General features: G+C 64.8%; 7 protein-coding genes and 1 CRISPR repeat array. All 7 genes read left to right on the top strand.

Features of this window, described 5'->3' with window-relative positions; translation table 11 throughout:
* Positions 1-173: 173 nt before the first annotated feature.
* Entirely contained in the window at positions 174-1,379 is a 1,206-nt protein-coding gene (gene cas7g, locus G6N20_RS09370; RefSeq protein WP_083051501.1) for a type I-G CRISPR-associated RAMP protein Csb1/Cas7g, read from the top strand.
* A gap of 4 nt (positions 1,380-1,383) precedes the next feature.
* On the top strand, positions 1,384-2,943 hold the full coding sequence (gene csb2 / locus G6N20_RS09365; RefSeq protein ID WP_083051498.1) for a type I-G CRISPR-associated protein Csb2: 1,560 nt from the start codon (positions 1,384-1,386) through the stop codon (positions 2,941-2,943).
* Complete coding sequence (cas3g, locus tag G6N20_RS09360; RefSeq protein WP_142272182.1) at positions 2,943-5,762, top strand: type I-G CRISPR-associated helicase/endonuclease Cas3g; 2,820 nt, start codon at positions 2,943-2,945, stop codon at positions 5,760-5,762. Before csb2 ends, cas3g begins: the two co-directional genes overlap by 1 nt.
* Positions 5,759-6,784: a hypothetical protein gene (locus G6N20_RS09355; RefSeq protein WP_142272181.1), complete on the top strand. Its 1,026-nt coding sequence runs from the start codon at positions 5,759-5,761 to the stop codon at positions 6,782-6,784. Before cas3g ends, G6N20_RS09355 begins: the two co-directional genes overlap by 4 nt.
* Complete coding sequence (locus tag G6N20_RS09350) at positions 6,781-8,376, top strand: CRISPR-associated endonuclease Cas4/Cas1 (protein ID WP_083051492.1); 1,596 nt, start codon at positions 6,781-6,783, stop codon at positions 8,374-8,376. The genes G6N20_RS09355 and G6N20_RS09350 overlap by 4 nt, the downstream gene beginning before the upstream one ends.
* Positions 8,373-8,675, top strand: coding sequence for a CRISPR-associated endonuclease Cas2 (cas2, locus tag G6N20_RS09345; RefSeq protein WP_083051489.1), 303 nt, complete (start codon positions 8,373-8,375; stop codon positions 8,673-8,675). Before G6N20_RS09350 ends, cas2 begins: the two co-directional genes overlap by 4 nt.
* A gap of 189 nt (positions 8,676-8,864) precedes the next feature.
* Positions 8,865-14,038: direct repeats of the CRISPR family, unit length 36 nt; unit sequence GCGGCGGCCGTTTCGGCGGCCGCACTTCATCGAGGC.
* Between the two features lie 193 nt (positions 14,039-14,231).
* Complete coding sequence (locus tag G6N20_RS09340; protein WP_083052646.1) at positions 14,232-14,858, top strand: hypothetical protein; 627 nt, start codon at positions 14,232-14,234, stop codon at positions 14,856-14,858.
* The last annotated feature ends 49 nt before the right edge of the window (positions 14,859-14,907 follow it).

The raw sequence follows: 14,907 nt of genomic DNA, 5'->3' as shown, positions 1-14,907 counted from the left end.
TCCACTGACGCAGGCACATCACGTCACGTTGCACCTCATCGATGCCTGCACTTCAATCCGACCGCTCGGCGGACCGAGAGGCTTGTCAGACGGCGGGTGCATCATGCACAAATCAGACGAATACGAATAGGTGACCTCGAACTACTCGTACCCCTGCAAACGGAAGGATCAGCATGCCCACACTGGACTACTCACAGCTTTACGAGGCGTGCTCGCCAGGCGGCTCCAGTGCGTACATCTCCGTCACCGAGCTCGCTCCCGCGGGCGGCCCCCATGCCGGCGTTGCGCCAGCCCGGTACGTTGACGGCACCAAGCCGACGTTCGCCTACGAGACACGATTCGTCGATGGCAAGCCCGTGACCACAGCCATTCTGGATAGCAAGCAAAGTCAAGCCAACCGCATGGAAGTGGCCATCCTGAACGACATCCGCGACGGACATCCAATCATCGGTCGCGTTCCTCGCATGCAGGTAACTTACTTCGGGGGTGAAGCGGTGTTTACGGACCTGGAGCTTCCACACCGCGCCTTTGACGGACATATTCGCGCGGGAACGGTCGGCGGACAGCCGGTTACGGCAAATCCCACGTTCCGATCGGCGCGTGACGCGTCACCCGCGAACGCGCGTGCCCTCCTCGAGCTGAGCCCAGGCAGTCTCGTGTTCGGCGCATGGGACTCTACCCGCAAGACTCGGCAGGGCCGCTACCGCAGCGCGCTGGTCGGCGAGATCATCGGCGTGCTCGCCAGCCAGGACGACAGAGCCACCAACCCGCCGCGAAGAGGCGGCGCGCGGGTCGACCCTGTTGGGATGAGCGTGCAGTTGGTCGGTGATGACCTGCTGGCCGTCATGTCTGACCAGAGTGAGGAGTTGAGTCCGAAGCTAATCGACAAGATCGAGAAAGCGGCGAAGAGGCGTGGCGAGAAGGGCAACTCGGGCTCGGTACTCGGACTTGGCGGGATACCGCCGACACTTGAGAACCTCGGTGTGGTCGCGTGCAGCCGAATCATTCGGACCCACGTGCTCAGTTTCGCCGCCCTGCGACAACTTCGGTTCGGCAGCGACTCCGGGGGCGACGTGGCTTGCCGCGCACTGCTTGCCGCATACGCGTTGGCGGGGCTAGCGCGGTCGGATTCGGAGCTCAATCTGCGTGCGAATTGCGACCTGGTCGAAAAAGGGCCGGCCTCTGTCAGGCTTGATGCTCGTGGCGGGAAACATATTGCGCTTGAAGCACTTTCGATCGCCGGTGCCGACGAGCTCTTGGCGGAGGCGCTTGCCGAGGCGGAACGGCGCGCGAATGTCGACTGGCATGGTCAGGTCTTCGAGGTTGTCGGCAACCCGGTGATTTACTCGGCAGCGACCGCTGAGTCAGCCGAGGAGTGATCCGGTGGCAATCGGAATCGAGGCGACATTCCTGCTCGGCACGTTCACCGGTCACCGACCGGATGGTTCGCCGGATCAGCTTCCCGACCCTGCGCGATTGCACGCGGCCCTGTTGAATGCGGCCGGTCAGGGCAGCACGGCAGTCCACGACAAATCGGGTCTGCATGCGTCTGCCAAAGCGATAGCTGCGCTTGAGTGGCTAGATGCCAACCCGCCCACCGGCATTCGGCTGCCGCGTGTGTACCCAGTAGCGGCATTGCCAATCACTGCATTCCGCCGCGAGGGTGTGATCAGGAAGGAGGGCGGCGCCTGGACGGACAAGATTGGCGGACGGCCGTTTTCCGATGGGTATGCGGTCGACGGGCCTGTGGGATGGTGCTGGGACCATGGGATACCAGAGGCCGTGAGGGCCGCGCTGGAAGAGCTTTGCGCCGACGTCGGCTGCCTTGGCGAAGCGACGAGCCCGGTGCGGCTCGTGGTGACTGACATCGAGCCGACGCATTCCCTCGATAGCGGCGCATCGATCTTTGTCGCGGGTGGAACCGACCTTCGGGTGCCCACTACCGGCCGCACCGCAGCGCTTACAGCAGCGCACACGACCGCTAACGGCAAGTCGCCGTCGATCGCGGGCGACCGCCACAAAACAGACGAAAACCCTTCACCGCCTACCCCAACCCGCCAGGCGGTGGAATCGCGACGCTATCGGCCTCGGGGGGCCGCGCCGACCGATGCACCCTGGGCAACGGTGGTGCTCTTGGCCACTGCACGCACGATCCAGCCAGCGCACCGAGTCCGCTGGTGCACAGCATTGCACCGCGCTCTCATCGCGCGGATCGGTTTCGGCGCGCCGCCGCTCATCACGGGTGCCTACGCAAAAGGGGTCCGGCAACCGGCAAACCGATTAGCAATCCAATTCTTGCCGGCAGGGATGCTCGCACAGCACGGGATGGCGTCCGGCGCTTTCGCTTTGCTGATTCCTAGTGACGCATCCTCAGAGGAGCTAGCGCCCCTGCATCATGCGCTCACCGGATTGCGCAGATTCTCCCTGGAGGGCAGGCATGCAGTTCTGGGGACTCCGGTGACGGTCCGTGGTGACGAGTTTTGGCACCCGCCTTTGCCGGGCCATGCACGGCGATGGACAACCAATCCCGTTGCTGTTCCTGAAACCTCGCCTCAGCGGCGGGGACACGGTGTCGGCGGTTCACGGAGCCGGTGGACTCTGCGTGACGCCGCTCGTGTATCGGTTGGTCTGGTCTGGCGTGACATCGTCGCCCCGCGTCGGGACAGCAGCCGATGGTTCGAGGAGATCGCTGCCCGAACCGTGGATTACGGAGTCAAAGTGCATGAGGCGCGGCTCCTGCACACCTCCGACGTCGCTGCGTGGGTGCACAAGACACCGAAACAAATTCTGGTGCAACCCTACCGCGCAACGCTCAGTCTGGGCGGGCTCGCAGCGGATCGGACCCTCGTCGCGATCGGTCAGAGCCGGCACTTGGGTGGCGGGTTGCTGGTCCCTGTGGACTCTCCTGCTGATGGATTTGCTGATCCCGCGGAGGATGCGTGATGGTCTTACGCACCGAAGACTTCGATGCATTCTTTGCCGCATTCAACGACGGCCACCGGCCGTTTGCATGGCAGCGTCGGTTATTCGACGAGCTCGCGACTACTGGGTGCTGGCCGGGGAGGATCATCGCACCCACTGGCGCCGGGAAGTCGAGTGTCGTCGATATCCATATCTTCGCCGTCGCCCTGTCGGCCATGCGCGAGATTGCCCGAGTGCCACGGCGGCTGGCTCTTGTCGTGAATCGGCGCGCGTTGGTCGACAATCAGGCCCAACGGGCACAGCGGATCCAGGAATCACTTAACAATGCGCCCCCCGGGTCGCTGCTGGGTAAGATCGCGACCGCTTTACGCTCACTTCGGATCGGGGATCCGACAGACAGCGACCACCCGGTGTTCGATGTTGTGGACCTTCGCGGAGGTGTTCCCCCGCGCCGTGGTTGGGTCGCGGACCCGTCTGCGTGCCAGATCATCTGCGCCACGCCCGATATGTGGGGAAGCCGCGTGTTGTTTCGCGGTTACGGGACATCGCGTCTCGCCCGGCCTCGCGAGGCGGGACTGCTCGTCTACGATGCGGCGATTGTGTTGGACGAGGCGCATCTGAACCACCAGTTGCTACTGACCGCTCGACGAGTGGCTCAGTTCGCGCGATCCCACAGCACAGCGATTGGTGTACCGGGCCTGCAGGTCGTCGAAACTACCGCCACCCCCACCGACTCGTCATTTGTGGACGAAGAGCGAGTTGAGATCCGCGTCGAATCGGCGGACATCGCTGGCAACGACGATGAGCTAACGCGCAGGCTAACGACGCCGAAACCGGTGCAGCGCATAAGCGCAGCAACCTGGCCACCGTCGCGTGGTGGCGCTAGCCGCACCCAATACATAGATGTCCTGGTGGGAGAGACGATTCGGCTACATCAGGAATTCGGTCCCACCGTCGGCTGCGTTGTCAACACAGTCACCCTTGCAACCGACATCGCAACTCGCCTTAGGAGCAGTGGTTTGCTCGTCGAACTGCTCGTCGGTCGGATGAGGCCGTACGACCGCGCCGTGCTCGAGTCAAGGCGGCCGAATCTGCTTACTGTGCTGGGCAATCCCGATGTCGATGTTTTGGTCGCAACCCAGACACTCGAGGTCGGCGTGGACATCGATTTCTCGGCACTAGTGACAGAACTCGCCCCGGCATCGGCGCTCGCCCAGCGAGCCGGCAGGGTGAATCGCGTTGGCAAGGTGGACAGGACAGAAGTTGTAGTGATCGGTCCAGCGCCGGAGTCACCGCTATTGTCCGCGAACTTAGATTGTAAGGATCGGCGGGCTCTCACGGTTCCGCCCTATGTTCGAACTGGCGACGTCGATGCGTCCGAGCACGTCCGCCGGACGTGGGAGTGGCTCGGCGAGCGTGAAGCCGACCCACGGGGCATGTCGCCGTGGGCGCTCACCGAATCCCAACCGCCCGTCCAGCATCCGCAGCGGACATTGTTGCAACGTCTGGAGCCATACGATGCGTGGTTCTTAAGTCGCACCGGCGCCGACCTGTTCGACGAACCCGACCTCGAGCTTTGGCTGCGCGACTCATTGGAGCCCGACGAAGTGACGTCCGGTGTGGTGGCACGAGCACTCCTGCCAGTGGACGACTCCGCCGCGATCGGGCTGCTTAGTGTGACTCCGCCGATCCAGCGCGAGATCTATCCGGCGACGCTGGGCACGACCAGGACGCTCATATCGTCGATACTGAGCGGCAACACCGACATGGCGCCACGACGTGCATTCCTTTTCCGGGACAACGAGATCCGCCCAATCGGTGACACTAGCGACCTCAAGCCTGGCGACATCGCAATCGTAGACTGCCGACACAAGATCTGCACGGCTGGGGTTGTGACGCCGACGCCGAGCGAAGAAGGCAGCGACGTCTTTGAAGACGTCGTCCGGCAAGAAGGGGCCAAGCGGGTGGCCCGATTCGTCGCAGGGATGTCCGATCAGGTGGATAGGCTATTGGATGATTTCGCAGACCTGATCGCGTCGTCCGGTGGTGAGTTCGACGATGTCGAGGTCGCGCAGCTTCTTTACTCGTATCGAGACGATGACGCCCGTCTCGCGATGTTCACCGAAGACCTGCGAAGTAACGCGACCAACATGTCAATTGATTTTGGCGGTCTTGAAGATCCCGAATCGCGTTGGCTGGTTATATCGGTGGTGCAGCAGCCGGCCGACGTCGGAGAGTCCACACAGCAGGTATGGACACCGTCTCCGAGCCCGGTGCTACTTGACGCGCATAACGCTGCCGTCGCCGAACGAGCCCGTGCCCTGGCGCTGGGTGTCGGCCTGTCGGCACCCCTTCAGGATGCGTTATCTGACGCTGGGCGGTTCCACGATGTGGGTAAGCGTGACAGGCGGTTTCAGCGTTTCAGGCTCGGTAACTCCGAACCGGATCGATACCTCCTCGCTAAGAGTCACACCGGATCGATCCGCCAGGTCGCGCGGGCTCAGAACGCTGGTGGTCTACCGACCCAATGGCGGCATGAGCAGCTGTCAGCCGCCATTGCCTCGACTGAACTCGACGCGTCGGATTGTCGCGACCTTGTTCTGCGTTTGGTCGGGACGAGCCACGGCTATGGGCGTCCAGACTTCCCCCACGTTTCCGATGGCTTGCTTTCTTGCGATGAGGAGGGCCGAGTGATCCAACATGCGGTGAAACTCTTCGACATCGGTGACTGGGACGTAGTCATCGAGTCCACACACCAATGTTGGGGTGTGTGGGGATGTGCGTACATGGAAGCAATCCTGCGCGCTGCGGATGGACAAGTGTCAGCGGAGGGGCGATGAGCGTCTTCACGCCCGCGGGATCGATAACGAGCGCGCTGAGCCATTTCGCTTTATTCGGCCTAGCGGCGATCTGCGAATCCGAACTCGCAGTGAGCGCCCGGGTGTGGTGGACCGACGAACGAATTCCACACCCGCAACTAGATGCGGGTCGAGAGCCGCGAGCAGTCGCCGAAGCCGTGCATCGGCATGCGACCAAGCGTGCTTCACCAGATAGTTGGCTTGCTGCGCAGCTCGAGCACGAGGAAAGGACAACCGCCGCCTTCAGTCCACGGATTAAGGCGCCTTCTTCGCCGTCGGCTTGGCGCCATCTGCAGACAACTCGTCACGCAGCGCTGGATCGATTGGTTGCCGGTCATAACTGGCTCGACCTGCGGATGGTCGGCGCGCTCGGTGAGCCGTCTTATTGGCTTGCCGACAAGTCTCCGGACGGAGGTGCGAGCCGGTGGGAAATGAAGACGCGAAACCGAGGAGAGGAGTTCGTCGGCAACCGGCTACTCCCGGTTGCAAATTGCGTAGCGGCCCGCCAGGTCGAGGAGGTGTTGTCTGGCCTGACGGGCGGCACTATTAACGATGAGGTAGCTAGGAATCAGCCGGATTCCCGTAGCGCGACGGGATTCGCCCGACCAGGTCCAGTGGACAACGCGCTCGTATGGTGCACGTTGTGGGGAATCAGTCAGTTCCCGGTTGTGCATCACACCGACGCGCAGTCGGTTACAGCTGGGACATACGTTCCAGGCAAGCGCACGCACCCTACCTTCGTCTTCCTGCCGGCTCCTACTAGACCAACCACTCTTGCCCGGCTTCGGACGATCATTGCGTCAATGCACCTCTTTGTTGTCGGTAGCGTCGCTCAGAATTCAAAACCGCTTGATGAGATTGCTGCCGCTGTGTCGCGAAAGTGGCTAGCGGATAGGGGTATCCGCGCATTAATTCGGTTCCCCGTTGATGTGTCAGACAACCCGAGCGCACCAGAGCGTCAAGTCCTGGATGGTGTGGCAATTCCACTGGGTGGCCAACTATGACCGCGCCAGACCCTCTCCCGATTAGCTTGGTCTCGCATCACGTTTTCTGCCCGCGACGGGCCTGGCTCGAGGCCGCCGGCGAGCAAACTGACACGTACCAGATGTCGGTTGGGGAGCTATCACACCGCGCTACCGACAATCCTGCGAATTCGCGTGGCGGTAGGCACAGGTCAGTCGATATCGCCCACCCCGCTTGGGGAATCACAGGCCGCGCCGACGCAGTGGAGGACCACGACGGGTCTCTGCGAGTGGTTGAGTACAAGGCAACTCCCGTCCGGAGGGAGGCGGAACCAACTGACACCATGCGAGTGCAACTGGCGTTGCAGAGTGCATGCCTCGAGGCGATGGGTCACACCGTCGTCGAGCACGGTGTTTACTTCACCACGCATCACAAGTACGTCCCGGTGGCCCTCAGCACCAAGGACTTCGACGCTGCTCGGGCCGAGGTGTCCAAGACCAGGGCAACGCTGCAGTCGTCGACCGCGCCCGCGCCCCTCGAAGACGACCCTCGGTGCATGAGGTGTTCGCACGTGGGAGTTTGCCTACCGGAGGAACGAGCACAGAATCCGGTGATACGGCGTATTCACGCAGCTGACCCGGATAGCCAAATCATCCATCTCGCAACTTCGGGTAGCCGCGCATCCATTCGTCATGGCCGGCTTTGCGTGTCTGCACGTGGCGAGGAAGTGGCATCGTTTCCATTGGAACGCGTTTCGGGTCTCGTTGTTCATGGCAACATCGACTTGTCAAGCGCACTGATTAGGGAGCTCTTGTGGCGCGGACTCACGATTGTCTGGTGTTCTGGAACAGGCCGTGTCATCGGATGGGGGCACACAGCGAATACGCCCAACGGACTCGCGCGGGTGCGACAGCACCAGGCATCCGCGGAAGGACGACTCGCTTTGGCGCGCGAGTTTATCGGCGCCAAGATCGCTAACCAGGCAACGTTGTTGCGTCGCAACGGCGATGCGCCCGCAACTGTTTCCTATTTGCGAATGCTGCAACGTACGGCTCTAAGCGCTGAAACGCTCGGGGCGTTGTACGGTTTCGAGGGTGAGGCCGCCGCGCGGTACTTCGCAAGCTTCTCGACGATGTTGCGACCTAGGCAGGCTGAGGTGTTTTTGGCGCGGTGGCCCGGCCGGGCCGGCAGAGGGGCGTTGGATCCGTTGAATGTCGCACTGAACTTTGTGTACGGCGTACTTGTTGCTGAAACCATCCGGGCGGTCGCGGCCTGCGGACTTGATCCGCATGCAGGCTTTCTGCACAGTAGCAACCGCAACAAGCCGGCGTTGGCACTTGACCTGATGGAGGAGTTTCGTGCACCGCTCGGCGATGCGGTAGTGCTGACCGCAATTAACAACGGGGAGATCACCGAATCTGGCTTCAGCAGTGCTCTCGGGTCTTGCCGACTGCGAGACAGCGGCCGCAAGGCGCTGCTGTCGGCATATGAGCGTCGATTAGCCACCGAATTCACGCATCCGGTTTTCAAGTACAAAGTCACCTGGCGTCGAGCAATCGAAGTGCAGGCGCGGATGGTACTCGGGTATATCGACGGCAGCCAGGCCAAGTACACCGGAGTAGCGACGCGATGAGTCGGAGCGACGCGCGCCGTTTTTTGATTGCCTACGATATACCCGACGATCGCAGACGTGACCGACTCGCAAAACGCTTGGAGCGGCACGGTGATCGCGTCCAGTACAGCGTTTTCGTCGTCGATGCGAGCCCGGCACGCATTGCGCGTCTCAAGAACGAAATATCCACGATTATCGTCACCGCCCTGGACTCGGTGCTGCTCTGCGACCTCGGGTTGGTCCAGAATGTCGATCATGGGAGGTTCGCGTTCATCGGACGGTCCCGACCGATCATGACCAGCGGCCCGATTGTCACCTAAACTAATCTGCCTCGCGAGACCCGCGTGGAAACGATATTTCCAGCAGGCTCTCGCGCGCCATCTATCCTCGTCAGGGCATGTTTCGCGTGTACTGAACGCCTGACGCTGACCACCTTATGGGTCTGACCTACGCGGGCCCTCGCGAAGGGGTTTCAACGGCCTGGTCAGGAGCATAGAATTGGCCAGGCTGCGGCGGCCGTTTCGGCGGCCGCACTTCATCGAGGCGCTCACCAGTCACCTCCGCAGTTTGGGTCATCGCATGCGGCGGCCGTTTCGGCGGCCGCACTTCATCGAGGCTCGTCATAAGCGCCACCATACGCCATCTGCGTCATGCGGCGGCCGTTTCGGCGGCCGCACTTCATCGAGGCCCGACGGCAGCGACCATTTCGCGGACCCCGGCGACGGCGGCGGCCGTTTCGGCGGCCGCACTTCATCGAGGCGCGGTCCAGCAGTGCTAACCCGCTTAGTACGCAGGCGGCGGCCGTTTCGGCGGCCGCACTTCATCGAGGCGCACTGACCAGGCTAGCGCCAGCCAAGTTAGCGCCAGGCGGCGGCCGTTTCGGCGGCCGCACTTCATCGAGGCTTCCAGCCGCTCCGCCGCGCACCGTGAACGTGTACGGCGGCGGCCGTTTCGGCGGCCGCACTTCATCGAGGCATGGGAAAGGCGTGATCGATGATGAAGCATGTAACGGCGGCGGCCGTTTCGGCGGCCGCACTTCATCGAGGCCATCACCACCGTGTGGGCGGAAATGCCGCGGAAGCAGGCGGCGGCCGTTTCGGCGGCCGCACTTCATCGAGGCTTAACGACACCCGCGGAAAGAGGTCGGCGAAGTAGTGGCGGCGGCCGTTTCGGCGGCCGCACTTCATCGAGGCGAGCGCCGAACCATTCCCCCCGGCCGACGGATGGCGGCGGCCGTTTCGGCGGCCGCACTTCATCGAGGCGGCCCGCAACTGCCGACGATGACACCCGACGCCGACACGAGCGGCGGCCGTTTCGGCGGCCGCACTTCATCGAGGCTCGTCGGTGACAGTGCCGGAAATGTCGGTCGCATGCGGCGGCCGTTTCGGCGGCCGCACTTCATCGAGGCCCATGCGACGGCCGGCCCGGTTTCGCAGTGCAGTCGGCGGCGGCCGTTTCGGCGGCCGCACTTCATCGAGGCCCGCATTCCACCGGCGCGCAGCTCGCCATGTACGCGCGGCGGCCGTTTCGGCGGCCGCACTTCATCGAGGCAAGCAGCGGTTCATGGACAACGGTGCGACCCCGGCGGCGGCCGTTTCGGCGGCCGCACTTCATCGAGGCGCAACATTCGCATCACATCATCAACCCCGGGCCGCGCGGCGGCCGTTTCGGCGGCCGCACTTCATCGAGGCTGGGTGACGCGGTGATGGCGAACGCGTCGAGGACTTGCGGCGGCCGTTTCGGCGGCCGCACTTCATCGAGGCTTGCTGGACTTGCCATGATGTCGATGATGTCCGCCACGCGGCGGCCGTTTCGGCGGCCGCACTTCATCGAGGCCCAGCGCTGGACCGTGCGCGAGCTGATCTGCAGACGAGCGGCGGCCGTTTCGGCGGCCGCACTTCATCGAGGCAATTTATTTGCGCGCCGAGCAGAAGGCGCCGACGTGCGGGCGGCGGCCGTTTCGGCGGCCGCACTTCATCGAGGCACCGAGGAGATTGCTAGCGGGGCCGCCTACGAGGGCCGGCGGCGGCCGTTTCGGCGGCCGCACTTCATCGAGGCGGGTTGCATTCCACAATTACATGCTTGTTCTACAAGCGGCGGCGGCCGTTTCGGCGGCCGCACTTCATCGAGGCTAGCAGCACCGGCTCCGATATCGCCAACCCGGCCGAGCGGCGGCCGTTTCGGCGGCCGCACTTCATCGAGGCCCTGCCTACTTCGAGCAGACGGACTGGTGCACCAGGCGGCGGCCGTTTCGGCGGCCGCACTTCATCGAGGCGGGCTGGACGAGCAGTACACTCCTGGCCGGCATTTAGCGGCGGCCGTTTCGGCGGCCGCACTTCATCGAGGCCAAATAACTTGGCTGCGCGCAACTTTCGCCACCACGTGCGGCGGCCGTTTCGGCGGCCGCACTTCATCGAGGCGTGATAAAGCCCTGCTCCTTAGCGTACTGCAGGCCATGCGGCGGCCGTTTCGGCGGCCGCACTTCATCGAGGCAGCGCGGACAGCTACGGGCGATACGGCTGCCCGGCGGCGGCGGCCGTTTCGGCGGCCGCACTTCATCGAGGCGCCAGTGAAACTAGCAGGCGCCGCCTCCGTGGTTCGCCCGCGGCGGCCGTTTCGGCGGCCGCACTTCATCGAGGCCTGGGGCATCCCGAGCACGGATACCAGGGGATCGCGCGGCGGCCGTTTCGGCGGCCGCACTTCATCGAGGCTGCGGTTATCGCGTCCCCTTTTCCACCCAATTATGGGCGGCGGCCGTTTCGGCGGCCGCACTTCATCGAGGCTCGAGCGGTGGTCGACGGGGCGGCGGATTCGTCACAGCGGCGGCCGTTTCGGCGGCCGCACTTCATCGAGGCTCCCGCACAAGTGGTCGGAAAAAGCCCGCAGACTCACGCGGCGGCCGTTTCGGCGGCCGCACTTCATCGAGGCCGCATCCCGTACCGGCCCCATCAGCCAGTTGTCAAACGCGGCGGCCGTTTCGGCGGCCGCACTTCATCGAGGCCCCTCAACTTCTTTCGCCGGAGCAGCAGCAGCGGTTCAAGCGGCGGCCGTTTCGGCGGCCGCACTTCATCGAGGCCTGGCGCTCGGCTACGCGCTTAGGGGTGCCTCGCTGCGAGGCGGCGGCCGTTTCGGCGGCCGCACTTCATCGAGGCTGGCCGCATCGAGCACTGCGCCGGTTGGGGGGTCCCCGCGGCGGCCGTTTCGGCGGCCGCACTTCATCGAGGCACCGTGCCCCAACGCTTATCCGCGCACCAAAGCGAACGCGGCGGCCGTTTCGGCGGCCGCACTTCATCGAGGCCCGCACGACGCGCATTTGATGACGTCGCGGCCCACCGCGGCGGCCGTTTCGGCGGCCGCACTTCATCGAGGCTTGCGCAGATGCGGTCCAGGGGGCTCCAAGATGGCCGACAGCGGCGGCCGTTTCGGCGGCCGCACTTCATCGAGGCGCGATGACCCGCAGCAGGTCGGGGTCGCCTAATGCTGCGGCGGCCGTTTCGGCGGCCGCACTTCATCGAGGCGTCGCAGCGGCCAAGCCCTCACTAAAGCCGGCGAGCGGCGGCCGTTTCGGCGGCCGCACTTCATCGAGGCGGCTTTGGCGGTGTCGGCCCCGACCTTTACGACTGCAGGCGGCGGCCGTTTCGGCGGCCGCACTTCATCGAGGCTTCGTAAGTTTCATCAGCAGCGAGCGAAACAGACGGCGGCGGCCGTTTCGGCGGCCGCACTTCATCGAGGCTGGATTGCGCCGCGTCACACATGCGGCGGATTCACCGGCGGCGGCCGTTTCGGCGGCCGCACTTCATCGAGGCCACTAGGGGGAAGAGCGATACTGGCGGCACAATACAAGCGGCGGCCGTTTCGGCGGCCGCACTTCATCGAGGCTTGGAATTGTGATCGCTAAACGTCGCGGCACCACCGGGCGGCGGCCGTTTCGGCGGCCGCACTTCATCGAGGCGCGCAGGCTCCACGAGTTTCAGCGAATGTATGATAGCGGCGGCCGTTTCGGCGGCCGCACTTCATCGAGGCCGGCATCAACGGCTGCACCTCAACCCAAAACGACGTGCGGCGGCCGTTTCGGCGGCCGCACTTCATCGAGGCAATCCCGCACGCTGAGTACATCGCGGATGTAACCTGCGGCGGCCGTTTCGGCGGCCGCACTTCATCGAGGCCAGTGATCGCATCCCTTCGGGTGGGTCGATGTCGAGCGGCGGCCGTTTCGGCGGCCGCACTTCATCGAGGCACCCATCCCGCGTGGGACGCAAGGGTCGGCACCGTGCGGCGGCCGTTTCGGCGGCCGCACTTCATCGAGGCTGCTCTTGGGGGGCGGTGAACTTGCCCAAGGTGTAGCGGCGGCCGTTTCGGCGGCCGCACTTCATCGAGGCTTGTCATCGGCGGAGACGGTGTTGGCGCCAGATAATGCGGCGGCCGTTTCGGCGGCCGCACTTCATCGAGGCGATCAGCCACACCGGCAGCCACAGGCCGCAGGTCAGGCGGCGGCCGTTTCGGCGGCCGCACTTCATCGAGGCATTAGGGTGTGTCAACCCCCCATTGAAACGTCAGCGGCGGCGGCCGTTTCGGCGGCCGCACTTCATCGAGGCGCCGATGTATCGGCGCAGTCGTAGTGGCGTGGTGGCGGCGGCGGCCGTTTCGGCGGCCGCACTTCATCGAGGCGCGCTCAGTGGACGCGCACTCGTATCGCCGGTCTCGCGCGGCGGCCGTTTCGGCGGCCGCACTTCATCGAGGCGTGTTGCTGGCACTAAACGACGAACGAGTGGGCACGCGGCGGCCGTTTCGGCGGCCGCACTTCATCGAGGCGCCACTGGTGGCAGTCTGCACCAGATGGGGTTTGCGGCGGCGGCCGTTTCGGCGGCCGCACTTCATCGAGGCTTGACACGATCAGCAGGTTCGCCGACGAGGTGCCGCAGGCGGCGGCCGTTTCGGCGGCCGCACTTCATCGAGGCACGCGGGCACCGCAGTCAGGGCAGGGCATAGTGTAGGCGGCGGCCGTTTCGGCGGCCGCACTTCATCGAGGCACCGTGCCAAATGGTGTGCAAACCATCCGGATTCGCCTGCGGCGGCCGTTTCGGCGGCCGCACTTCATCGAGGCTCAACCTCGTTGACGCGGGCGGCCAAGGCGGAGTGGCGGCGGCCGTTTCGGCGGCCGCACTTCATCGAGGCACTGCAGGGCATCTGCTGCGTGTGTGGCCGGCCAGGCGGCGGCCGTTTCGGCGGCCGCACTTCATCGAGGCCATTGATGACACGTAGTCATCTCACACAGGAGGTCAGAAGGCGGCGGCCGTTTCGGCGGCCGCACTTCATCGAGGCGGGCTGTACGGGCGCGGCGGCAACCCCAACCCTGTGGCGGCGGCCGTTTCGGCGGCCGCACTTCATCGAGGCAGGGGCAGCCGCGACTACAGCATCGCCAGTGGTGAAGCGGCGGCCGTTTCGGCGGCCGCACTTCATCGAGGCATGAGTTCGCTTTCGACATCGCCAATGACAGTGTCCAGCGGCGGCCGTTTCGGCGGCCGCACTTCATCGAGGCACATCACCCTGTCGGGTGACCTGTCGGCCGGCGCTCGCGGCGGCCGTTTCGGCGGCCGCACTTCATCGAGGCCCGGCAAAACATCACTCATCGGAAACCTGCTGCGATGCGGCGGCCGTTTCGGCGGCCGCACTTCATGTTCGGGGGCATTCAGGGTGAGCACGCGGGGGTAGGGTTCCGGCGCTGACGGTGAGGAGCGTGTCGGCCGGTTGGGGCCCGGTTTGGTGTGTGTGGTGCCGGGGCGGCACGGTGATCAAGTCATTGGTAGGCGACGGCCCTCCCATCGTCTCTTGGCCGAGTGCTACGGGAGGGCCGCCTTTTCGCGCTCGGAGGCGCTGTGGTCACCGTAGAAGCAGATGTCGATCTAGTCGAGCGCAGGTTGGCGGCTGGTGAGCTGAGCTGTCCGTTCTGCGGGGGTGTGCTGGCGGGGTGGGGGCGGGCGCGGGCGCGGCAGTTGCGCGGCGTGGATGGGCCGGTGGAGCTGCATCCACGCCGGTCGCGGTGCACCGGGTGCGGGGTGACGCATGTGTTGTTGCCGGTGACGGCGTTGCTGCGCCGTGCGGACACCGCGGCGGTGGTCGTGTCGGCGCTGGTGGCCAAGGGCGCCAGCCGGGTGGGGTTTCGCCGGATCGCTGCGGATGTGGCGCGCCCGGCCGAGACGGTGCGGGGCTGGCTACGGCGCTTCGCCGAGCGGGCCGAGGCGGTGCGTTCGGTGTTCACCGTGTGGCTAGCCGCGGTGGCTGCCGATCCGGTGATGCCCGATGCGGCCGGCGGGGTGTTCATCGATGCGGTGAGTGCGATGGTTGCGCTCGCGGCGGCCATCGGGCGTCGTTTTTCGCTGCCCAGGGTGTCGCTGGCCGAGGTGGCTGTAGCGGTTTCGGGTGGCCGGTTGTTGGCGCCGGGCTGGCCCGGTGAGCCGGTGCAACACGAGTCGACCCTGCCGGCGGCGCGAATCACGCCGTAAATCTGTGCGCTGTTGTGTTTTTTTCAACGACAGCAAACAGAAGGGAGCG

This window comes from Mycobacterium shinjukuense (assembly GCF_010730055.1).
Classification (GTDB): domain Bacteria; phylum Actinomycetota; class Actinomycetes; order Mycobacteriales; family Mycobacteriaceae; genus Mycobacterium; species Mycobacterium shinjukuense.
Note: the sequence above shows the minus strand (reverse complement) of the source record. Positions and strands in the feature narration are given on the sequence as shown.

Bases quoted from the DNA above. Each gene is read 5' to 3' on its own strand.
- cas7g (WP_083051501.1), top strand. From the start codon at position 174: ATGCCCACACTGGACTACTCACAGCTTTACGAGGCGTGCTCGCCAGGC.
- cas3g (WP_142272182.1), top strand. From the start codon at position 2,943: ATGGTCTTACGCACCGAAGACTTCGATGCATTCTTTGCCGCATTCAAC.
- G6N20_RS09355 (WP_142272181.1), top strand. From the start codon at position 5,759: ATGAGCGTCTTCACGCCCGCGGGATCGATAACGAGCGCGCTGAGCCAT.
- G6N20_RS09350 (WP_083051492.1), top strand. From the start codon at position 6,781: ATGACCGCGCCAGACCCTCTCCCGATTAGCTTGGTCTCGCATCACGTT.
- cas2 (WP_083051489.1), top strand. From the start codon at position 8,373: ATGAGTCGGAGCGACGCGCGCCGTTTTTTGATTGCCTACGATATACCC.